Source organism: Bacillus sp. EB V-12, assembly GCF_056158125.1.
Genome location: NZ_JBUXJL010000001.1, coordinates 588,843 through 608,697 on the forward strand (window position 1 = coordinate 588,843; position 19,855 = coordinate 608,697).

Here is a 19,855-nt window from a genome sequence, read left to right on the forward strand (position 1 = left end):
GGGGACAATTTTTAGCGAAGGAATTATGGAGGATTAATATGATAAAAAAAGTAATGGTGGTGGCTTCACTGTCTGCTATAGTTGGCGGCGGAGTATACTATTTTCTTGTTAGCCCCAATATAAAGGAAAACACTGTATTAACAACTAAAGTGAATCCTACTATTGAATCGGAAGTACAAGGGAATATAGAAGAAAAAGAAGAGCAACAAATTGATTATGCTAGCATATCTCAAAAATTAGATCAATATTTAGTCGGAAAGCAATTCAATGGAACAGTTTTGGTAACAGATAAAGAGCATGTTATATTGAATAAAGGATATGGGTATGCTGATGTTCAAAATAAAATAGAAAATACGCCTCAAACAAAATATCGTATCGGTTCTATTACGAAAACAGTCGTTGCCACATCTATTTTACAGCTGCAAGAACAAGGGAAATTGAATATTCAAGATAATGTAAATAAATATATTCCTTCATTTCCGGAGAATAAAAATATTACGCTATATCATTTATTAACGCATACCTCTGGTTTACCTGAACACGCAAAAGGCAATATTAATGCGGCTTCCCGCTTACAATTAATTAATTGGATTGGACGTCAAAATTTAGAATTTCCTGCAGGAACAGGTTGGAGATATACAGATTATAATTATATGGTGCTTGCTTATATAATAGAACATATATCGAAAAAACCTTTAGGAGATTACATAAAAGAAAACATATTTGTAAAAGCAGATATGCATGAATCCGGTATGGGAAATATGGTACCTGGAGATGAAAATTTTACAAAGGGTTATGTGAAAAAAGATCAAGAGCTTGTACCAGCGCAGAAGTTAGGCATGGATTGGCTATATGGTTGTGGTGAGATGTATACGACAGTTGGAGATATGAAGAAATTAGACGAAGCAATTATAAATGGAAAACTTCTTTCTGAACAAAGTATACAGGCAATGTTTTCACCTTCAGCAGAACGGAAATATGCATTTAGTTTTTATATATATCCAGATTATTTTCATAATCATGGTGTATTATCTGGTTGGAACACTTTCAATAATTTTAATAAAGAAAAAGGAACTTTTGTTATTTTATTTTCAAATGTGAAAAATAGTATGGATGATGACTTTAATAAAGAGTTCCGAAAGATGGTAAATGATTTATTAGAACAAAGGGGATGAGAAAATGGAACATAAAACTTTATCAATAGGTTTCATTGGGATTGGCGTAATGGGAAAAAGTATGGTTTATCACTTAATGCAAGATGGTCATAAAGTATATGTATATAATAGAACGAAAGCAAAAACAGATTCTTTAGTGCAAGATGGTGCAAATTGGTGTAATACGCCAAAAGAGTTAGTGAAGCAAGTTGATATTGTAATGACAATGGTTGGATATCCACATGATGTAGAAGAAGTGTATTTTGGTATAGAAGGAATTATAGAACATGCAAAAGAAGGTACGATAGCAATTGACTTTACGACATCTACACCTACTTTAGCAAAACGGATTAATGAAGTTGCAAAAAGCAAAAATATATATACGTTAGATGCACCTGTCTCAGGAGGAGATGTTGGTGCGAAAGAGGCAAAACTCGCAATTATGGTAGGTGGGGAGAAAGAAATATATGATAGATGCTTACCTTTACTTGAAAAGTTAGGAACAAACATTCAATTACAAGGACCAGCTGGGAGTGGACAACATACAAAAATGTGCAATCAAATTGCGATTGCTTCCAATATGATTGGAGTATGTGAAGCTGTTGCTTACGCGAAGAAGGCTGGACTGAATCCAGATAAAGTGTTAGAGAGTATTTCAACAGGGGCAGCAGGTAGCTGGTCATTAAGTAATTTAGCTCCTCGAATGTTAAAAGGAGACTTTGAGCCAGGATTTTATGTAAAGCATTTTATGAAAGATATGAAAATTGCTTTAGAGGAAGCAGAAAAATTACAATTACCAGTCCCAGGCTTAAGTTTGGCGAAAGAATTGTATGAAGAGTTAATTAAGGATGGCGAAGAAAATAGTGGAACACAAGTACTATATAAAAAATATATAAGGGGGTAAACGAGGTGGACCTTCAAAAGTTTGATGAGATGATTGATACTGTACAGCGAGCTACTTGTATGCAAATTAATGAAAAACAAAAAGAAGCTTTTAAACAAAAATATGATTTTGAACCAGAATTTGAATATGGAAGAGATGAGAAGGGGCATTATGTAATTCGAACCTCAAAAAAGATGTTAGAAGAAATGGAGTTTTATTTAGCATTGAAATATGATCGTGATGGAGTGGATCTTTATATGCAAGCTGAGATTGACGGCATATTTTATGTATCTATTAGCTATGGTGAAGATGCCCTACATCTACAAGAATTGTTTCAATTTCTAGAAGAAAATAAATAAAAGTCCTCAAATGAGGACTTTTATTTATTTAGTCATCTTTAATTTTTATAATTATAAGTTAGAAGCCCGGCGGCATCGTTCAACCGGGAACGGGATAATTTGTGCGATATGATTAGGACCAAATTGTTTTGTACGAGCATGGCGTATTATATAAAAAGCACACAGAATTGAAACAGGAATAGCGCCGAATAAACCAAATAATAAAGCGCTTACACAAGATGCGACAAATCCTAAAACACCAATTTCTAACTCTTCCATAATAGCTCCTAAAATAACAGGAAATGCTCCACATGTAACTCCAAGTATAAGTGCGATAAGTAAGCTCATGATTATCCCCCTCTGTTTGCGATATTATTTTCCTTCTTAGTTAATTGTAGTATATCACACATAAAACAGAATTTTCAGAAAAAATTCAATAAATGTTCAAAAAATGTTCGAAAAATGCACTTGAAAAATCAAGGTGTTAAATTTGTGATGAAATGGTACTTTCAAGTAAATAAAAAATCAGGCTTATTTCAAAATGAAATAAGCCTGTTCCATAGGAGGATGTATATATGTAGAGTGAATAAAAGTTTGGAAAAGGGGGTCCAAGTCCTTTTATTCAACTAACTACCTTAATAGATTGGAACCCAGCCTTCAGTTGTCACAAAAATACGAATAGCTACAACTTGGCGATCATCTTGCAAGGTAAAATAATGTCTTGCATTTTCAGGAACAGATATTAAATCGCCTGGCTCAAGTTCAACATCAAAGAATTTCCCATCTTTACCTTCAATAGCGAAAATGCCATGACCACTGACGATAAAGCGAACTTCGTCATCTGTATGATGGTGTTCCTTTTGGAAATTAATTAATAATTCGTCAAGGTTAGGGGTGCTATTTGAAAGTGAAATTACATCATGTGCTTTATAACCACGGCGTGCTGAAACATCAGCGATTTCTTTTGAAAAAATAGCTAATATTTCAGCTTTGTTTTCATCTGTTAACGAATAATTTTCATTTAAATGAGTAGGAAGTTTAGAAATATTCCATTTCTCATATAAAACGCCTTCCTCTTGTAGAAATTTAGATACTTCCACTTCATTTTCAATACGAGTATTTACTTCATGAATACGAATTTGCGCCATTAGAAACGCCTCCCTGAATTGATAATAGTTTTATATGAAATTGGAATAAAAACTCATAAGCTTCTAATCTCTTCTTTGCATCAAAGCTATCTCGGCCCCATACAGTAATACCGTGGTTACGGATTAATACTGCACCCGAATCTCCTTGTATATGCTTTCGGAAGTTTTCTCCAAGCGTTGGGATATGGGCATGGTTTTCGATAATAGGAATGTAAATTGTTGCACCTTCTTCCCAAATATCGAGTGCTTTAATAATTTCTTGATTTTGAAGGGTGACTGCATCACTATATAAATTTGTGATGACATTATTATCGGTTGTATGAACATGAAGTACGCAACCGGCATTCGTATTGTTATAAATGTGTGTATGCAATATTGTTTCTGCTGAAGGACGTAATTCAGTCTCTAAAACGGGAACTCCTACATGATCTACTAATAGAAAATCATCTGGAGTGGTTTTTGTTTTATCTTTACCGCTTGCCGTAATAAGAAAAGTAAGTGGTTCATGACTAACCTTTATAGAAATATTACCACTTGTTGCTGGGAACCAATTTCGTGTTGTTAACTCTTTTTTTATCTCGCTTAAGTCATACCATTGACGAAAAAGTTGTTTCATGCCTTCACCTCCAACAAAAGTTTTAATTCAGCTTGCACATCTTGAAATGTTTCAAACGGTGTATAAGCAATATGATTTTCTGCACACTTTGTAATAAGAAAATCGCGAGCGAATACTTTATCAGCTTGTTTCGCGGCTTGTAAATCAGTAATAGAATCTCCAATTACAATATGAAAGTCATCTGTATCACTTAATTTACGGATTAATGATGATTTACATAATCCGCAATGATTTTGACAATGATCATCACAAGAATGAGGCCATTTAACTGTAATAAACTCTGCTGAAAAGTCTGTTTCATTACAATAAATTTGCTCTTTTGGAATGATTCCTTGTAAGAGTGGATAGACGAAGAAATCCATTCCACCTGATATCACGTAAAAAGAAATGTTATTTTCCTTTACGAATTGTATAAACTCATGAAAACCACTACGGATTTCAGCAGTTTCTATTAAAAATTGAATAATATCATCGTGCAGATTAGTAGGTATTAATTGAAATAATTGAGAAACACCTTCTTGAATGGATAGTTCTTGTGATAAAATTTTATTCTTTACTTCTTCGGCTTCTGGTGGTGCGAATTTTTCCATAATGGACATAATGTTATCATTATTTGTAATCGTGCCATCGAAATCACAAAATACTTGAATACTCATAATTTCACCTCATAAGAGGGATTTCCCCATATTTGTAGTGCACTATGCAAATTTATGTCGTCTACTTCATGGAGTGGTTTATTTTGCAAAGTAGCATCAATTGCAGTACGAAAAGCTTTACCGCCGCCTTGCGCTCCATTTGGATGTCCGTGTATCCCGCCGCCAGCATTAATAACAACATCTTTACCGAAATCTCGTACAATAAAGGGAACGAAACCAGGATGAATACCAGCAGACGGAACAGAAAAGCTCTTCTTGAAAAATGCATCGTCTTCAGTTAAATATTTTGAGATAGCAAGAGCCTCCTCTTTTTCTAGCGCAACACTTCCGTATGGAGATGGGAATAATGAAAAGTCAGCCCCAGCATAACGTAGTAGCTTTCCAAGTAATAATGGAGATGAAACTCCATATAACTTGGATGCTGAATAAGCACCACTTACAGCAGGATGTGGCATAATAGGAACTGGGATTTCATCATCTTCTGCAAGTGATTGTAGTACATCTAGTCCGTAAGCAAATACGTTAAATAATAGAATATCAGCTCCAGCTTGCACTGCACGTTTAGCATTTTCTTTTAAATCAAAAGTTCGCCCTGTTAAATTTACGGCATATAACGTTTTATGACCGTATGTTTCGTAGACAGATTGTAAAACTTCTTTTCCAGATACAATGCGTTTCGTAAGGGGTGTTAATGCATTTTCAAATAATATTTCATCATCTTTTACTATATCTACACCACCAATTGCTTGATCGCGTAATTGCGTTTTTAAATACCCAATGTTTCGTCCAATCATTCCTTTAAAAATACTCATTAAAAGGGGACGATCATGCACTTGTAAAAGATTTCGAATACCATCTATCCCGAATTTTGGACCAGGAAAATGTTTTTTTAACTCGTCTGAAAAAGTTAAGTCAATTAGTTTTACTTCGCCATCAAGTGATAGCTTTCCAAATGTAGTCGTTAAAATCGCTGGTAAATCTGGACTGAAGTTTAATAGCGGATATTCGATTTTAATAATTCCGCGTTTTACTTTTTTACGTAAATACGAATTGGTATGTTCATGTTCAGCTAATTCCTCAACATGAATGACGTTGCCTTTATGCTGCTTTAATTGTTCTTGCAATAAGTGTGGCAAATGAGTCCAAGAGCCAATTGTTAAACCGAGTGCAATTTGCTCAGCTTTTTTTTCTAAGTTATGTGAATCATCATGGATTAAATACGTCGCTATAATTCCGCTCATTGTTATAACCTCCTAGTTAAATAAAAAAACCTCTCAGCTAAGGAGAGGTTTTTTTACAACCAGCTCCTTATCTGTCAGCGTAATGCTGCGAGAATTAGCACCGTGTCTACAATTGTAGATCGGTTGCCGGGTTTCGTCGGGCTCGTCCCTCCACCTGCTCTTGATAAGAAGTATTTAGAAATGTTTAAATTTTTAAGATAACTGAATTTTGTCAGATATTTTTCGTGTTGTCAATTACTTTTTGAAAAAATTTAATTTATCAATTCGATTAATGGCTTCTCGTAATCTATCTTCTGTATGCAAGAGACCAACACGGACATACCCTTCTCCATGCTCACCAAATCCAACACCAGGAGCAACTGCGACATGTGCTTTTTCTAGTAAAATATTAGAAAATTGCTCAGAGGTATATCCTTTTGGAACGGGAAGCCATGCAAAGAATGATCCTGTTGGAATGTCTACATTCCAACCAATTGAGTGACAGGCTGAAATAAGAGCGTTTCTTCGAGATTCGTAACTATTTACAAGGTCTATTACACAAGACTGTGAACTTAATAGCGCTTCTCGAGCAGCATCTTGAACTGCACCGAATATACTAACATACATATGATCTTGTAATAGGTTAATTGTTTCAATCACACTTTCATTCCCTACAGCAAAAGCGATGCGCCAGCCAGCCATATTGAAAGTTTTTGATAATGTGTAAATTTCAATTCCTATATCTTTCGCACCATCTGCTTGCAAGAAACTAACAGGTTTTTGACCATCAAATCCGATAGCTCCATAAGCAAAATCGTGAACAACTAATATATTATGTTTATTAGCAAAGTGAATGGTTGCATCAAAAAAATCTTTTGATGCAGTAGCACCGGTAGGATTATTTGGATAGTTTAAAAACATTAATTTTGCACGCTCTGCAATAGAGTCATCAATGTTCGTATAATCTGGTAAAAAGTTATTTTCTGCAATAAGCGGCATTGTTTCAAAGTGTGCTTTTGCTAAAGCAACCCCGGATAAATAATCAGGATAACCTGGATCCGGAACGAGAATCGTATCACCGGGATTTGTAAAACAAATCGGTAATTCTACTAGTCCAGCCTTCCCTCCAAACAAAATAGCAACTTCAGTTTTTGGGTTTAATTCCACGCCGTATTCACGTTTATAGAATGTAGCCACGGCTTCCTTTAAGCTTTCATGTCCGCGAAATGGCGGATATTTATGATGAATGGTCTTTTCGGCAGCATCTTGTAAAGCTTTTACGATATGCTGCGGTGTTGGTTGATCTGGATTACCTTGACCTAGATTAATAACATCGTGACCAGCTGCAACGACTTTGTTAACTTTTGCAACAAGTGAAGCGAAAAATTGTGTTGGCAATGATGTTACTATCTCAGAAGGTTGAAATAATTTCATACTTTCCACCTCTTTTGAAAGTTGTTACAATTCTAGTGACAAATGATATAATCTTTCCAGTATTTTGTAAAGAGAAAAATAAGAATGGGGCTGAAAAAATGAAAGTCGCATGTATTCAAATGGATATTGTTTTTGGAGATGTAGAAAAAAATATTGAGAATGCTAAAAATAAAATAAGTGAAGCTATGAAGGAAAGGCCAGATGTTATCGTCTTACCAGAACTATGGACAACAGGATATGATTTAACGAGACTTTCTGAAATTGCAGATAGGGATGGAGTGGAAACGAAAGAAAAGTTAATAGAATGGGCGAAGCAATATGATGTACATATTGTTGGTGGGTCCATAGCAAAGCAAACAGAGCAAGGCGTTACAAATACGATGTATGTTGTAAATAATGAAGGACAGTTAGTCAACGAATATAGTAAAGTACATTTATTTCAGCTTATGGATGAACATAAATATTTAATAGCTGGTAATGGTACGGGCGAATTTAAGCTAGATGATGTTGAATGTGCTGGAACAATTTGTTATGATATTCGTTTTCCAGAGTGGATGCGTGTTCATACTGCTAAAGGGGCAAAAGTATTATTTGTTGTAGCAGAATGGCCATTAGTTCGTTTAGCACATTGGCGTTTGCTATTGCAAGCAAGAGCAGTTGAAAATCAGTGTTATGTTGTTGCGTGTAATAGAGCAGGAAAGGATCCGAATAATGTGTTTGCAGGTCATTCTTTAATTGTGGATCCTTGGGGTGAAGTTGTAGTAGAGGCGAATGAAGAGGAATCAATTTTATTTGGAGAGCTTGTATTCGAGAAAATTAGAGAAGTACGAAAAGGAATTCCAGTTTTTGCGGATCGTCGTCCAGAATTATACAAATAAAATGTTGACAATTGATTTTTATTCTTGGTATAGTCATCAACATAAAGTTAAAAATTCAAAAAATTATACAACTCTTATCAAGAGCAGGTGGAGGGATTTGGCCCGATGAAGCCCAGCAACCGACCGTAATACCATTGTGAAATGGGGCGTTTATTACGCCAAAAGGCACGGTGCTAATTCCAGCAGAAAGTAAAACTTTCTGGCAGATAAGAGGGGAGAAGATAAACTTCAAACCTCTTTCTTAGTGGAAAGAGGTTTTTCTGTGTTAGAAAAACCTCTGAATTTAAAAAGGGGGAGAAGACGATGGGATATTATTTATTAACAGAAATAACAGCTGTACAATATGCGAAAGATCATGGTTATTTTGAAGAGAAGGCAAATGTCATTTGTCATGAAATTGGAGATGGAAACTTAAATTACGTGTTCAAATTAGATGATGGAGAGAAATCCATTATAATAAAACAAGCACTGCCTTATGCTAAAGTAGTTGGTGAAAGCTGGCCATTGTCTATAAAAAGAGCAACGATTGAAAGCAAGGCATTACAAATTTTTGTGCAGTATGTACCGGATTATGTTCCAGTAGTGTACAGTCATGATGAAGAGTTAGCGATAACGGTAATAGAAGACTTATCAAGACTAACAATTACAAGAAAAGGATTAATAGACGGAGAAGAATATCCGCTTTTATCCCAGCATATTGGTCGTTTTCTAGCACATGTTTTATTTTACACTTCAGATTTTGGTTTACAGTCAGAAGAGAAGAGGATACTAGAAGGTACCTTTGTAAATCCGGACCTATGTAAAATTACAGAGGATTTAGTGTTTACAGATCCTTTTGGGCATTATGATACAAATGATTATGAGCCAGATTTACAGCTCGTGGTTGATGAACTTTGGAGTGATAAAACTTTAAAACTAAAAGTAGCACAATATAAATATAAGTTCTTAACAAGAAAAGAAACTCTTATTCATGGTGATTTACATACTGGTAGTATTTTTTCCTCACCTTCTGAAACGAAAGTGATTGATCCAGAATTTGCGACATATGGCCCATTTGGATTTGATATAGGTCAATTTATTGCAAATCTATTATTAAATGCTTTATCTAGAGAAGAAGAAAAGAGAAGTGTACTATTTTTTCATATAGAAAAGACGTGGAGTTATTTTGTAGAGACTTTTACAAAGTTATGGATTGGGGAAGGTGTAGAAGCATATACGAAAGAAAAACAATGGTTACCAATTATTTTGCAAAATATCTTTACTGATGCTGTTGGATTTGCCGGATGTGAACTAATTCGTAGAACAATTGGTTTAGCTCATGTAGCAGATTTAGATGAAATAGAAAATAAAGAAACAAGAATTCAAGCTAAGAAACAAGCGCTATCCTTAGGAAAAGAACTAATAAAATATGAATCTAAAAGTGCTGATATTCAACTGTTTCGAACATTATTTCAACAGACAGTTTCAAGGGGTGTAAAAGCATGAGTACAATTGTTACTGTTCCGAGATCTGTAAGTTGGAAAGGTGATGCAATTGCAGTATTAAATCAAACGAAATTGCCACATAGCACAGAATACAAAACATTAACGACTATTGAAGGGGTTTGGAAAAGTATCATAATGTTAGAAGTACGCGGAGCGCCTGCAATTGGAATTGTAGCTGCATTTGGCTTGGCGCTTGCAGCGAAAAAATATAATACTTTACATATCGAAGAATTTCAAAAGAAGTTTAATAGAGACTGTAACTATTTAGGGACATCACGCCCAACGGCAGTAAATTTATTTTGGGCAATTGATCGTATGAGAGAATCTATTCGAGAGATTACTACAATAAAAGAAGCACAAAAAATATTAGAAGAAGAAGCGCTTCGCATTCAACAGGAAGATGAAGAGGTGTGTCGAAATATTGGGGAATATGCGTTAACATGTTTTAAAGATGGCGATAATATTTTAACAATCTGTAACGCTGGAAGTATCGCAACTGCCAGATATGGAACTGCATTAGCTCCCTTTTATATTGGAAAAGAGAAAGGTGTGCGTTTACATGCATATGCGTGTGAAACGAGACCAGTTTTACAAGGTGGTCGCTTAACGACGTGGGAATTGAAGCAAGCAAATATTGATGTGACCCTTATAACAGATAATACTGCAGCTCATGCTATTCAAACGAAAGAAATAAACGCAATTATTGTGGGGGCGGATCGAATTGTCGCAAATGGAGATACAGCCAATAAAATAGGGACAATGAATTTAGCTATTTTAGCAAAGTACTTTAATATCCCATTTTACGTTGCTGCGCCACTGTCAACATTTGATGTTACGAAAGAAACTGGAGCCGAAATTATTATTGAAGAAAGAGATGAAACAGAAGTTACGAAAATCTTTGGAAAACAAGTAGCACCAATTGGAACGGATGTTTATAATCCAGCATTTGACATAACGCCGAATGAATTAATTACAGGAATTATTACTGAGAAAGGTATTATACGCGGGGACTATAAACGAGAAATTGCATCATTATTTGAAAAACAAGCTAATACATAATAGCTTGTTTTTTTATGCCTAAATGCAGTGTTTTCTCTTACTTATATAATGAAAGGAGGGGAAGAGGGTGGAAGAGTGGATCAAGATGATAGGTAATGTAGGGTTTCCGATTGTTGTAACATTATATTTACTCCACCGTATTGAAAGTAAATTAGAGGGGGTAATTGTTGCAATTGAGAAGCTCCCGCGACAATTACTAAAGTACGAAGATCCTCGGGATAAAAAATAAAGTTTGCTCTTCTTGAGCAAACTTTATTTTTTATTGAGCGATATAACCACCATCGATAACGACAGCTTGACCAGTTATACCTTTAGCTTTTTCACTCGCTAAAAACATCGCATAATCTGCAATTTCTTGTACTTGTAATAAGCGCTTTTGTGGAACGAGTGGATAAATAACATCTTCTAAAACATTTTCAAGTGGTACATTTCGTGTAGTAGCTAAGTCTTGTAGTTGATTACGTACAAGGGGGGTATCAACATAACCAGGGCAAAGGGCATTAACAGTAATACCATGCGTAGCACCTTCTAAAGCGGCAACTTTTGTTAATCCAATTACGCCATGTTTTGCACTATTGTAGGCAGCTTTTCCAGCAAACCCGACAAGGCCGTTAATAGAAGCGACATTAATAATACGACCATATTTTTGTTGTTTCATAATCGGAAAGGCATGCTTAATTGCAATAAACGGAGCAATTTGCATAATTTGAATTAGTAGCTCGAACTTTTCAGTTGGAAAGTCTTCAATGGGTGAAACGTGTTGCATTCCTGCGTTGTTAATTAATATATGTAATGAACCGAAATGATCAACTGTTTGAGAAATTGCTGCTGTAATTTCCTCTTCAGATGTAACGTCACATTTTAAACCGATAGCTTGAAAACCTTCATTTTGTAATTGTTCAGCAGCTTCTTTTGCGCGTTCTTCAAGCCGATCGGTAATCACAACTTTTGCACCTTCTTTTGCAAAAGCCTTTCCCATTTCATAACCAATGCCACTTGCAGCACCTGTTAAAAAGACAACTCGATTTGTAACCATGATGAAAAACATCCCTTCATAATAAAGTTTTCATAGTGCTCTATTTAGAGAAGCTATAATGAAATTCCTGCAAACATTTGGAAAAAATATCGTTAGCTATCTTGTTTTGCAAAATAGTCTTTGCTATACTATTTTGTAAAGCAAGATACTTACGCTTATCTATCTTGTAAAGCAAGATAGTAGGAGGATTTGAATTATGTCGACAAGTCAAATGCTGAAAGGGATTTTAGAAGGATGCTTACTTGCTATTATTTCTGAAGGCGAAATATACGGTTATGAAATGAGTGAAAAGCTAGCGAAGTATGGTTTTACAATGGCGAGTGAGGGAAGTATTTATCCGTTATTAATACGAATGCAAAAAGAAGGACTAATAACAAGCGTAATGAAGGAATCTCCATCTGGTCCAAAGAGAAAATATTATACATTAACAGAAAAAGGCGAGGAAGCACTTGATGAATTTATGGATCGCTGGGAAACGATGCAAAGTAGTGTAGAACGTCTACTTGAAGGGAAGGGAAGGAGAAAATAATGCTATCAAGTGAAGCGCGAAAGTTTTTGTTAGATATGAGATTATTTTTGACGGCAAAGAGTGTGAAAGAAAGCGATATTGAAAATTTTATAGAAGATGCGGAACTCCATTTAATTGAGGGTGAGAGTGATGGGAAAAGTGTAGAAGATATTTTCGGAAGCTCACCGAAAGAATATGCAAATGAACTTGTCAAAGTAATGGAAAGAGATAGACAGGAAACGTGGAAGCAAATTGGTTTTACAGTAATGAATATCGTATCGTTTTGGATTATTGCTTCTATCTTAATAGTGAATCATGGAATGTTACAGATTTCACTTATTCAGTGTATCGGTTACAGTTTTTCATTGATTTTAGTTGTTATAGGTCCTAATTTTCTACTTCGCAAAATGACCTTCGTCACAAGCTTTACAAAAACATGGTTTTCCATGTGGTCTTTAGTTATGATTGCTCCATTGTTTTTATTAGGAGCTGTTACGATATTAGATGTGATATATCCTACAAAAATGCTCACATTCACCGAAGTCCAAAGTTATATAGTAGCTGGTGGGATTTTTATGATCACAGTAGCGATAAATATATATTTTGAAGGATGGTTTAAAAACTTATATTTAATCATTCCACTTTCTATTATGTTACTGTTTAAAACATTTACATCGGAAGATCTTATGCCAATGCTATTTCAAATTATATGTTTATACGGAAGTTTGTTTATTTTAATTTTCCTTGAAATTATGATGAAGACGAATAGAAGAGAAATGGTTAAATAAGGGAGGGGTTATAATGAATGTTTCTAAAGAAGGAGAAAAGTTTTTAATCGATACGAAAGTATATTTAATAACGAAAGGAATTAAAGAAGAAGAGGTGGACGCTTTTTTAGAAGATGCAGAACTTCATTTAATTGAAGGTGAGAAAGAAGGAAAAACGGTAAGTGATATATTTGGTGATTCGCCAAAAGAGTATGCGGAAGAATTAGCGAAAGAGATGGAGAAAGATAAAGGCGGGAGTATAAAGACTATTTTAGGAATGATAATTGGAATAGGGGGATATTGGTTACTTACAAATATTTTATTTGAAAGCCCAAATCATGAATTTACATTAACGAATGTACAATTAATTGGATACCCAATTGTTTTAATGATTACTATTGTAGGAATTATATTTGCTTTTAAAATGTCATCATTTAAGAGTAAAATAAAAGAATTTAGCATTATTTATGTAGCAGCATTGCTACCGATTTTATTACTAGTATTATTAATGTTTATGAATAAATGGTACGGGACACCTGTATTGCAATTAACTACAATGCAAAGTTATATACTAGCTGGAATAATCTTATTAGTACTGCTAATTGGTGAAGCGTACATACTTGGATGGATTGGAATATTAGCTGTTATCATACCGTTATTAATTATGTTTGTATTTAAAGAATTAGGGAAGCAAAACCCATATTGGGGAATGTTAGAGCCTTTACTTCTGTACGGAAGTTGATATGTATTAATGAGATGGTCTTTTAAAAATGAAGAGGAAAAAACTGTAAGCTAGTTTTATACTAATAGTGAAGTGAACGAACTGAATTTTTTATCAAGGGGGGAACGAATATGCAAAGTATATTTCTAGGTATATTGTCTATTGTGTTTTTAGGTTTAACGATTTTTGGGCTCTATACTACCTTTTTGAAAAAGGTACATGATGACTATTTCGATACTTTATTAGATGACACATCGGGTTATATTCTGTTCTTCGGTTTTATTGGAAAAGGGCTGCTCTGGATACACCAAAAATTATTTCCAAAGAAATATTATATAGGGATTTTTAGAGGGATTACATTTACATTTAGTTGTCTATTTTTATTTCTAGCAGCCGGGATTTGTTTTGTTGATTGGAATAAGTTGTTTTAAACAGTAACATGAGGGTTACTGTTTTTTTCTTTGCAATAAAGAGCTTTGTAAAGAGAGTGCTTTTTGTTCGTTCGTTAATAGGGATTGAATAGGAACATTTTCAGGGCGTGGGACTATCGGATACATAAGATTTGTTGGAGAAGGATGGTGCTCCGATCCAGTTGGGGAATGAGGATCTGCGTGAGTAAGTTTTCCGTGAACACGTCTTGTAAATAAAATATGACCAATTTCGTGAGCGAGCGTATATATATTTTTCATAGGAGCAGCCGAGTTCGTTAAAACGATATATCCTGTAAGTTGCTGCTGTTTTGCTAAAGAGTAAGCGCAGGCAATTACTGCTGTTTCTTTGAAATAATCACTGCCAATATAACAAATGTAAAGGTCGCATGCAGGAGCTTCATTTACACAAGTTTGGAAAAAGGATGCCAGCTTTTCTTGACTTTGAATAGAATTTTTATAACTAATTTCGCGGTCAGAAAAACGGAAAAGTTCATTTAAAATAATTACTTCTTGAATTTGAAAGGTAATCGGGTGCCAAATTGACTCTGCAACAGCTAAATCTTTTGCGATGCGGTCATCAGAAATATCGGCGCCGGGAGTAATACAAATACATATATTGACGTATGGATCCATAAGGAACACCTCAACTGAAAAAAAGTTCTTCCTATAATATATGTGGGGAAAAGATGTCATGTATGGATAAACGCCTTCTTTATTGAATATATAGATGACAAGTCGAAAAAATTTCATAGTTCTATAACATGGTGTGATCATCTTTTTGATATAGTAAAGAAAAGGGGGAGAATATATGTATACATTAAAAATCGTTTCAGACAGAGAAGCACTTTATCAATTTGCGAGTTATGTAAGAGTTGTACAAGGGGTGGAAGATGTATATGTAGAGGTGGGAGAACCTTTATATGAACATCCTTTAATGAAGTTTTATGTACATATTAAGCTGAAAGAAACATATGAGCAGCATAAAGTGTTACAGGAAATAGCAAGATTAGTAGAATTGGGGCGTTTTACATATGTCCATTATCGTAATGATAAAATTGAGGAAGCTTTTGAAGCTGTAAAATATGAAAGTTTTAAGAAATAAAGGTGAAAAAAAGGAGGCGAAAGCTTCTTTTTTTCTTTAAAATTACATGAACAAAAAGAGCAAAATTTTGTTATGATAAGGGAGGTTAGGGAAAGGGGAATTTACATATGGGGTATATTGAAGAGTTACGAAAAGTCGTTGGTACAAGGCCGCTTATTCTCGTAGGATCAGCAATTATTATATTAAACGATAATCAAGAAGTATTGCTTCAATATCGTTCAGATACATATGATTGGGGTGTACCTGGTGGGGCGATGGAACTGGGCGAAACGACAGAAGAAACTGCACGTAGAGAGTTATTTGAGGAAACGGGGTTAACTGCAAAAATAATGCAATTTCTTGGTGTTCTATCAGGAAAAGAAGTATATTTCCGTTATCCGAATGGCGATGAAATTTTCAATGTTATTCATCTGTATCAGGCACATCATGTGAGCGGGGAATTAAAGCTCGATCATGAAGGGTTAAAACTTCAATATTTTCCAGTAGATAAGTTGCCAAAATTGAATGAAACGACAGAGAAAATTTTACAAAAGTTTTTATATGCGCTGACAGAATAGAAGGTTAATTCCTTCTATTTTTATTATATTAAATATTTTGATTTTTTAGTATGTTTATAGTATGATAGTTATAGATATACATCTTATGGAATTTCACCTAAAAACTGACTAGGGTACATAAGAGAGGGGCAAGTGCAAAATGCATAATGTTGTTATTACAGCTGCAGTTCGTTCGCCAATTGGAACTTTTGGAGGAGCGCTAAAAAATGTAACGCCAGTAGAATTAGCTGTTCCTGTACTTCAGGAAGCTGTAAAACGAGGCGGGGTAGAACCACATGAAGTTGATGAAGTAATTTTAGGTCATTGTATTCAAAGAACTGATGAAGCAAATACGGCGAGAACAGCTGCATTAGCGGCAGGGTTTCCTGACACAGTTACGGGATATACAATCCAACGTCAATGTTCTTCAGGTATGCAAGCAATTATGTCAGCTGCAATGCAAATCCAATTAGGTGTAAGTGATGTTGTTGTTGCAGGTGGGGTAGAAGCGATGAGTTCGAGCCCTTATGCATTGAAACAGCACCGCTGGGGACAACGTCTACAGCACGGAGAAATTCGTGATACGGTGTGGGAAGTGTTAGAAGATCCGATTCACCATATTATGATGGGTGAAACAGCGGAAAATTTAGTTGAACAATATGAAATTACAAGAGAGGAACAAGATGAAGTTGCTCTTCGCAGTCATACATTGGCACTGAAGGCAATCGAGTCTGGATACTTTGACGATCAAATTGTTCCTATTACAATAAAAGAGCGTAGAAAAGAAGTTGTATTTTCGAAGGATGAACATCCACGTGCAGATATTACAGCTGAAAAATTAGCAGGATTGAAGCCGGCATTCCGTAAAGATGGATCAGTGACTGCTGGAAATGCATCTGGCCTTAATGACGGGAGTGCAGTTCTAGTATTAATGAGCGAAGAAAAAGCGAAAGAAAAAGGTTTACAACCGTTAGCTAGAATTGTTGGATATTCAGTAGCTGGAGTAGATCCAAAAATTATGGGTATTGGACCAGCACCAGCAATTCGTAAAGGTTTAGAAAAAGTAGATTGGTCATTGGAAGATGCAGATTTACTTGAAATTAATGAAGCTTTCGCGGCTCAATATTTAGCTGTAGAGAAAGAGTTAGGCTTAGACCGTGAAAAAGTGAACGTAAACGGTAGTGGCGTAGGACTTGGGCATCCAATTGGTTGTACAGGGGCTCGTATTACAGTAAGTTTAATTCACGAATTAAAAAGACGTGGGTTAGAAAAAGGAATTGCCTCTTTATGCGTCGGTGGCGGTATCGGGGTTGCCTTATTTATAGAAGCACTATAAAAAAGAAGCAGCTATTGCTGCTTCTTTTTTTACGACTCAAATAGATGATGGAATAATCGATCGCGATTTTCAAAGAAAAGTTTCGTCGTTTGGTAATGCTCAGTTTCTTCTAATGTGGATTCGTGAATTCCCTCTTGTGTTAAAGAATATATAGTGGATTCAGGATAAGCCATTAAAATAGGAGAATGCGTCGCGATAACAAATTGTGAACCTTGTTCAGCTAGTTCGTGCATTCGAATGAGCATGGAAAGTTGTCTCATTGGTGATAAAGCTGCCTCAGGCTCATCTAAAATGTATAAACCTTGTCCTGAAAAACGGTTCATAAATAATGAGAAGAATGATTCACCGTGTGATTGTTTGTGTAGTGAGATACCACCATAAGAGTTGATAACCGGATTCCCACGTGCTTCTCTATCAGCATCTATTTCATCAATATAAGAAGCAACGTTATAAAATGATTCAGCGCGAAGAAAGAAACCGTCGTTTGGTGTATTGAAACTTTTTGAAATGCGAAGGTATTCATGTAAAGATGAATGGGAATCGTTTGTGCTAAAGCGGAAGTTCTTCGTTCCACCTTCTGCATTAAAACCTAACGCAATTGCAATTCCTTCAAGTAATGTTGATTTACCTGTTCCGTTTTCTCCAATAATGAATGTTACATTTGGATGGAAAGCTAGTGATTGTAATGTTCGAATAGCGGGTAAGCAGTAAGGATATGCGGAAAAACTTGGGATATTTTCTTTTTTTAATGTGACATTTTGTAAAAAGGGTACGTCAATCAATATATAAACCTCAATTCATAACGGATTTTGAATTTAAAAAGGCAGCAAATACAAGTGTTAATGACACCTGAATCCCTTCTTGTTTTCTGAATATTTTATGTGGATTATATCATTTAAACTATCATATTCCAATGTGAAAATAAATATTGCATGGAGATCCATTCTCTCGTTATGATATATGGTATTCTATTGAAAATGTGAGAAGGAGTTAAAGTATGCCGTTTACATTTGCACATCCAGCAGCAGTTCTTCCTTTTGCGAAAAAGCATTCTAAACATATTTCAGTAACGGCTCTTATATTAGGTAGTATGGCGCCTGACTTTGAATATTTTTTGCACTTTAGACCCTATGGTGTTATTGGCCATACATGGCTTGGGTTCTTATATTTAAATTTACCGCTTGTATTTCTAATCGCATACATATATCATTACATTTTAAAAAAGCCGTTTATAACGCATTTGCCTAAACCGTTTGCTGGTTATTATTCATATGCAATAGATGAGAGGTGGGGGCTACATACCTGGAAAGAATTCTTTGTATTTTGCTATTCTGCATTATTCGGTATGCTCACGCATGTTGTTTGGGATGCATTTACTCATAATACAGGCTATTTCGTTATGAAAATAGCATTGTTACAAATTGAATTACGCAGTATTCCATTGTATAAATATATGCAACATGGGAGTACATGTGTTGGCTTATTATTGCTATTATACGTACTATGGAAGTATAAAGATGAAACAGGGAAAGATATGATTGTAGCTTTAGAAAAAAGAAAGTATTGGGTTTCGATAATCATTGTGACAGCTTTTATATTTATCGTGCATGCGTTCCTAGATCCCTATTTTCATATTTTCCAAATTGGAGGTATAATAGTATCTGGATTGACAAGTTCATTTTGTGGAATTGTCATTGTTTCTATAGTTTACAAAGCAAGGGACTAATTTTATATTCATGAATGATAGCGTTAGGAGAAATGAAATGATGAAAGCATGGAAAAGTATTTTTGTTTTATGTAGTTTTCTTCTTATGTTAAGTGGTTGCTTCCATCAAGAAGAAAAGAAAGCTGAACCGAAGAAGAAAGAATCTATTCCTGAAACGAAAGAATATGGTGGGCGTGAGCTGAAAAAAGTAGGACAAAAAGTGAAAGAAACAGGATGGGGTACTTTCAAGTTAGAGCAGATGCATTCTGTGAATCAAACATTTGAAGTAGCGCCAATGAAAATTCACGTACAAGATGTGAAAGTAATCTCTTTATCACAAATGAGTGAAAAGGCAAAAAATACATTGAAAGTATATACGGCACTAACTCCTGAAGAAGTAAAACGTAGATTAGGGGATAAAGTAAGCCAAGAAGATGCAGAATTATATGCATCGCTAAGTGGAACAGAGATTAGTAATACAATTCGTTACGTTGAGATTACATATAAAGTGGAGAATAGCGGAAATAAAAATATGCAATTTTTCTCTATGAATGATGTTATGATTAATGGTAAGCAACATTTTAAAGTAGCCACTCAAAACTTTTTATATGACGAAGATACGTTAGTTGGTACAAAAAATGTATCAAGAGAAGACTATAAGCCTGGTGAAATAAGAGATGGTATTATTGGTTTAATACTTGACGATGGAAAAGACAAGGTAAAGGATATTCAGTTTACAACTGATGATTTACTTGCAGGAGATTCAGAAACACAAGATGTTGTAAAAGAGCCACAAACGTTTAACATCTCACTAAAATAATGTAAGACAAAACAGTCAGCATA

At 34.9% G+C, this 19,855-nt stretch carries 25 protein-coding genes and 2 riboswitches; of the genes, 16 read left to right on the forward strand and 9 right to left on the reverse strand.

The window, feature by feature from the left end; translation table 11 throughout:
- Nucleotides 1-38: 38 nt before the first annotated feature.
- The 3 genes from ACZDYH_RS03185 to ACZDYH_RS03195 are packed head-to-tail and all read left to right on the forward strand — an operon-like array spanning nucleotide 39 to nucleotide 2,396.
- Nucleotides 39-1,175: a serine hydrolase gene (locus ACZDYH_RS03185; protein WP_049106590.1), complete on the forward strand. Its 1,137-nt coding sequence runs from the start codon at nucleotides 39-41 to the stop codon at nucleotides 1,173-1,175.
- A 4-nt stretch (nucleotides 1,176-1,179) separates the two neighbouring features.
- Complete coding sequence (locus ACZDYH_RS03190) at nucleotides 1,180-2,058, forward strand: NAD(P)-dependent oxidoreductase (protein WP_000400431.1); 879 nt, start codon at nucleotides 1,180-1,182, stop codon at nucleotides 2,056-2,058.
- A gap of 5 nt (nucleotides 2,059-2,063) precedes the next feature.
- Nucleotides 2,064-2,396: a DUF3909 family protein gene (locus ACZDYH_RS03195; protein ID WP_000365620.1), complete on the forward strand. Its 333-nt coding sequence runs from the start codon at nucleotides 2,064-2,066 to the stop codon at nucleotides 2,394-2,396.
- A 51-nt stretch (nucleotides 2,397-2,447) separates the two neighbouring features.
- On the opposite strand, the gene ACZDYH_RS03200 is transcribed toward ACZDYH_RS03195, so the two are convergent.
- The 6 genes from ACZDYH_RS03200 to ACZDYH_RS03225 form a co-directional block, all read right to left on the reverse strand.
- On the reverse strand, nucleotides 2,448-2,723 hold the full coding sequence (locus ACZDYH_RS03200; RefSeq protein WP_000054659.1) for a hypothetical protein: 276 nt from the start codon (nucleotides 2,721-2,723) through the stop codon (nucleotides 2,448-2,450).
- Nucleotides 2,724-3,010: 287 nt separating this feature from the next.
- Complete coding sequence (locus ACZDYH_RS03205) at nucleotides 3,011-3,523, reverse strand: 1,2-dihydroxy-3-keto-5-methylthiopentene dioxygenase (protein WP_000057313.1); 513 nt, start codon at nucleotides 3,521-3,523, stop codon at nucleotides 3,011-3,013.
- Nucleotides 3,501-4,139 (reverse strand): methylthioribulose 1-phosphate dehydratase, encoded by a 639-nt coding sequence (locus tag ACZDYH_RS03210; RefSeq protein ID WP_474885672.1) that lies wholly within the window; start codon nucleotides 4,137-4,139, stop codon nucleotides 3,501-3,503. The genes ACZDYH_RS03205 and ACZDYH_RS03210 overlap by 23 nt, the downstream gene beginning before the upstream one ends.
- On the reverse strand, nucleotides 4,136-4,795 hold the full coding sequence (locus tag ACZDYH_RS03215) for a 2-hydroxy-3-keto-5-methylthiopentenyl-1-phosphate phosphatase (protein WP_025709088.1): 660 nt from the start codon (nucleotides 4,793-4,795) through the stop codon (nucleotides 4,136-4,138). The genes ACZDYH_RS03210 and ACZDYH_RS03215 overlap by 4 nt, the downstream gene beginning before the upstream one ends.
- Nucleotides 4,792-6,036, reverse strand: a complete 1,245-nt coding sequence (gene mtnW, locus ACZDYH_RS03220) for a 2,3-diketo-5-methylthiopentyl-1-phosphate enolase (protein WP_474885675.1) — start codon at nucleotides 6,034-6,036, stop codon at nucleotides 4,792-4,794. Before mtnW ends, ACZDYH_RS03215 begins: the two co-directional genes overlap by 4 nt.
- A gap of 64 nt (nucleotides 6,037-6,100) precedes the next feature.
- Nucleotides 6,101-6,206: riboswitch (SAM riboswitch) on the reverse strand.
- A gap of 64 nt (nucleotides 6,207-6,270) precedes the next feature.
- A complete protein-coding gene (locus tag ACZDYH_RS03225) occupies nucleotides 6,271-7,449 on the reverse strand; it encodes a pyridoxal phosphate-dependent aminotransferase (protein WP_113304654.1) in 1,179 nt (392 codons plus the stop codon).
- Between the two features lie 14 nt (nucleotides 7,450-7,463).
- On the opposite strand from ACZDYH_RS03225, the gene ACZDYH_RS03230 reads away from it, so the two are divergent.
- From ACZDYH_RS03230 to ACZDYH_RS03245, 4 genes are all read left to right on the forward strand, one after another.
- On the forward strand, nucleotides 7,464-8,327 hold the full coding sequence (locus ACZDYH_RS03230; RefSeq protein WP_016123295.1) for a carbon-nitrogen family hydrolase: 864 nt from the start codon (nucleotides 7,464-7,466) through the stop codon (nucleotides 8,325-8,327).
- Between the two features lie 71 nt (nucleotides 8,328-8,398).
- Nucleotides 8,399-8,540: riboswitch (SAM riboswitch) on the forward strand.
- 90 nt (nucleotides 8,541-8,630) lie between these two features.
- A complete protein-coding gene (gene mtnK, locus ACZDYH_RS03235) occupies nucleotides 8,631-9,812 on the forward strand; it encodes an S-methyl-5-thioribose kinase (RefSeq protein WP_474885676.1) in 1,182 nt (393 codons plus the stop codon).
- On the forward strand, nucleotides 9,809-10,870 hold the full coding sequence (gene mtnA / locus ACZDYH_RS03240) for an S-methyl-5-thioribose-1-phosphate isomerase (RefSeq protein WP_000104624.1): 1,062 nt from the start codon (nucleotides 9,809-9,811) through the stop codon (nucleotides 10,868-10,870). The genes mtnK and mtnA overlap by 4 nt, the downstream gene beginning before the upstream one ends.
- A 67-nt stretch (nucleotides 10,871-10,937) precedes the next feature.
- The gene (locus ACZDYH_RS03245) at nucleotides 10,938-11,099 is read left to right on the forward strand and encodes a YvrJ family protein (RefSeq protein ID WP_000393336.1); all 162 of its coding nucleotides are present in this window, start codon (nucleotides 10,938-10,940) and stop codon (nucleotides 11,097-11,099) included.
- 30 nt (nucleotides 11,100-11,129) lie between these two features.
- Here the strand turns inward: ACZDYH_RS03245 and ACZDYH_RS03250 are convergent, their stop codons facing one another.
- On the reverse strand, nucleotides 11,130-11,906 hold the full coding sequence (locus ACZDYH_RS03250; protein WP_290101630.1) for a 3-hydroxybutyrate dehydrogenase: 777 nt from the start codon (nucleotides 11,904-11,906) through the stop codon (nucleotides 11,130-11,132).
- Nucleotides 11,907-12,102: 196 nt separating this feature from the next.
- Here ACZDYH_RS03250 and ACZDYH_RS03255 point away from each other — a divergent pair, with 196 nt between their 5' ends.
- The 4 genes from ACZDYH_RS03255 (at nucleotide 12,103) to ACZDYH_RS03270 (ending at nucleotide 14,333) form a co-directional block, all read left to right on the forward strand.
- Nucleotides 12,103-12,435: a PadR family transcriptional regulator gene (locus ACZDYH_RS03255; protein WP_000107982.1), complete on the forward strand. Its 333-nt coding sequence runs from the start codon at nucleotides 12,103-12,105 to the stop codon at nucleotides 12,433-12,435.
- Entirely contained in the window at nucleotides 12,435-13,202 is a 768-nt protein-coding gene (locus ACZDYH_RS03260) for a DUF1129 domain-containing protein (protein ID WP_000952889.1), read from the forward strand. The genes ACZDYH_RS03255 and ACZDYH_RS03260 overlap by 1 nt, the downstream gene beginning before the upstream one ends.
- Nucleotides 13,203-13,215: 13 nt before the next feature.
- Nucleotides 13,216-13,923 carry a DUF1129 domain-containing protein gene (locus ACZDYH_RS03265; RefSeq protein ID WP_474885680.1) on the forward strand — a complete coding sequence of 236 codons (708 nt, stop codon included), beginning with the start codon at nucleotides 13,216-13,218 and terminating at the stop codon, nucleotides 13,921-13,923.
- 110 nt (nucleotides 13,924-14,033) lie between these two features.
- Complete coding sequence (locus ACZDYH_RS03270; protein ID WP_290101626.1) at nucleotides 14,034-14,333, forward strand: DNA-binding protein; 300 nt, start codon at nucleotides 14,034-14,036, stop codon at nucleotides 14,331-14,333.
- Between the two features lie 15 nt (nucleotides 14,334-14,348).
- Here the strand turns inward: ACZDYH_RS03270 and ACZDYH_RS03275 are convergent, their stop codons facing one another.
- On the reverse strand, nucleotides 14,349-14,966 hold the full coding sequence (locus ACZDYH_RS03275; protein WP_086386177.1) for an ImmA/IrrE family metallo-endopeptidase: 618 nt from the start codon (nucleotides 14,964-14,966) through the stop codon (nucleotides 14,349-14,351).
- Nucleotides 14,967-15,141: 175 nt separating this feature from the next.
- Between ACZDYH_RS03275 and ACZDYH_RS03280 the strand changes: the two genes are divergently transcribed.
- From ACZDYH_RS03280 to ACZDYH_RS03290, 3 genes are all read left to right on the forward strand, one after another.
- The gene (locus tag ACZDYH_RS03280) at nucleotides 15,142-15,435 is read left to right on the forward strand and encodes a DUF3928 family protein (RefSeq protein ID WP_474885683.1); all 294 of its coding nucleotides are present in this window, start codon (nucleotides 15,142-15,144) and stop codon (nucleotides 15,433-15,435) included.
- Nucleotides 15,436-15,542: 107 nt separating this feature from the next.
- A complete protein-coding gene (locus tag ACZDYH_RS03285; protein ID WP_000540529.1) occupies nucleotides 15,543-15,992 on the forward strand; it encodes an NUDIX hydrolase in 450 nt (149 codons plus the stop codon).
- Nucleotides 15,993-16,131: 139 nt separating this feature from the next.
- Nucleotides 16,132-17,307, forward strand: coding sequence for an acetyl-CoA C-acetyltransferase (locus ACZDYH_RS03290; protein WP_000552078.1), 1,176 nt, complete (start codon nucleotides 16,132-16,134; stop codon nucleotides 17,305-17,307).
- 29 nt (nucleotides 17,308-17,336) lie between these two features.
- On the opposite strand, the gene ACZDYH_RS03295 is transcribed toward ACZDYH_RS03290, so the two are convergent.
- A complete protein-coding gene (locus tag ACZDYH_RS03295) occupies nucleotides 17,337-18,089 on the reverse strand; it encodes an AAA family ATPase (RefSeq protein ID WP_000567998.1) in 753 nt (250 codons plus the stop codon).
- A 215-nt stretch (nucleotides 18,090-18,304) separates the two neighbouring features.
- Between ACZDYH_RS03295 and ACZDYH_RS03300 the strand changes: the two genes are divergently transcribed.
- Nucleotides 18,305-19,033, forward strand: coding sequence for a DUF4184 family protein (locus ACZDYH_RS03300; RefSeq protein WP_001116855.1), 729 nt, complete (start codon nucleotides 18,305-18,307; stop codon nucleotides 19,031-19,033).
- Between the two features lie 37 nt (nucleotides 19,034-19,070).
- Nucleotides 19,071-19,832 (forward strand): hypothetical protein, encoded by a 762-nt coding sequence (locus tag ACZDYH_RS03305; RefSeq protein ID WP_000973899.1) that lies wholly within the window; start codon nucleotides 19,071-19,073, stop codon nucleotides 19,830-19,832.
- Nucleotides 19,833-19,855 lie beyond the last annotated feature (23 nt).

Excerpts from the sequence above, each read along its gene's own strand:
- ACZDYH_RS03185 (WP_049106590.1), top strand. The coding sequence starts at position 39 with ATGATAAAAAAAGTAATGGTGGTGGCTTCACTGTCTGCTATAGTTGGC.
- ACZDYH_RS03190 (WP_000400431.1), top strand. The coding sequence starts at position 1,180 with ATGGAACATAAAACTTTATCAATAGGTTTCATTGGGATTGGCGTAATG.
- ACZDYH_RS03200 (WP_000054659.1), bottom strand. The coding sequence starts at position 2,723 with ATGAGCTTACTTATCGCACTTATACTTGGAGTTACATGTGGAGCATTT.
- ACZDYH_RS03205 (WP_000057313.1), bottom strand. The coding sequence starts at position 3,523 with ATGGCGCAAATTCGTATTCATGAAGTAAATACTCGTATTGAAAATGAA.
- ACZDYH_RS03210 (WP_474885672.1), bottom strand. The coding sequence starts at position 4,139 with ATGAAACAACTTTTTCGTCAATGGTATGACTTAAGCGAGATAAAAAAA.
- ACZDYH_RS03215 (WP_025709088.1), bottom strand. The coding sequence starts at position 4,795 with ATGAGTATTCAAGTATTTTGTGATTTCGATGGCACGATTACAAATAAT.
- mtnW (WP_474885675.1), bottom strand. The coding sequence starts at position 6,036 with ATGAGCGGAATTATAGCGACGTATTTAATCCATGATGATTCACATAAC.
- ACZDYH_RS03225 (WP_113304654.1), bottom strand. The coding sequence starts at position 7,449 with ATGAAATTATTTCAACCTTCTGAGATAGTAACATCATTGCCAACACAA.
- mtnK (WP_474885676.1), top strand. The coding sequence starts at position 8,631 with ATGGGATATTATTTATTAACAGAAATAACAGCTGTACAATATGCGAAA.
- mtnA (WP_000104624.1), top strand. The coding sequence starts at position 9,809 with ATGAGTACAATTGTTACTGTTCCGAGATCTGTAAGTTGGAAAGGTGAT.
- ACZDYH_RS03250 (WP_290101630.1), bottom strand. The coding sequence starts at position 11,906 with ATGGTTACAAATCGAGTTGTCTTTTTAACAGGTGCTGCAAGTGGCATT.
- ACZDYH_RS03255 (WP_000107982.1), top strand. The coding sequence starts at position 12,103 with ATGTCGACAAGTCAAATGCTGAAAGGGATTTTAGAAGGATGCTTACTT.
- ACZDYH_RS03260 (WP_000952889.1), top strand. The coding sequence starts at position 12,435 with ATGCTATCAAGTGAAGCGCGAAAGTTTTTGTTAGATATGAGATTATTT.
- ACZDYH_RS03265 (WP_474885680.1), top strand. The coding sequence starts at position 13,216 with ATGAATGTTTCTAAAGAAGGAGAAAAGTTTTTAATCGATACGAAAGTA.
- ACZDYH_RS03270 (WP_290101626.1), top strand. The coding sequence starts at position 14,034 with ATGCAAAGTATATTTCTAGGTATATTGTCTATTGTGTTTTTAGGTTTA.
- ACZDYH_RS03275 (WP_086386177.1), bottom strand. The coding sequence starts at position 14,966 with ATGGATCCATACGTCAATATATGTATTTGTATTACTCCCGGCGCCGAT.
- ACZDYH_RS03280 (WP_474885683.1), top strand. The coding sequence starts at position 15,142 with ATGTATACATTAAAAATCGTTTCAGACAGAGAAGCACTTTATCAATTT.
- ACZDYH_RS03285 (WP_000540529.1), top strand. The coding sequence starts at position 15,543 with ATGGGGTATATTGAAGAGTTACGAAAAGTCGTTGGTACAAGGCCGCTT.
- ACZDYH_RS03290 (WP_000552078.1), top strand. The coding sequence starts at position 16,132 with ATGCATAATGTTGTTATTACAGCTGCAGTTCGTTCGCCAATTGGAACT.
- ACZDYH_RS03300 (WP_001116855.1), top strand. The coding sequence starts at position 18,305 with ATGCCGTTTACATTTGCACATCCAGCAGCAGTTCTTCCTTTTGCGAAA.
- ACZDYH_RS03305 (WP_000973899.1), top strand. The coding sequence starts at position 19,071 with ATGATGAAAGCATGGAAAAGTATTTTTGTTTTATGTAGTTTTCTTCTT.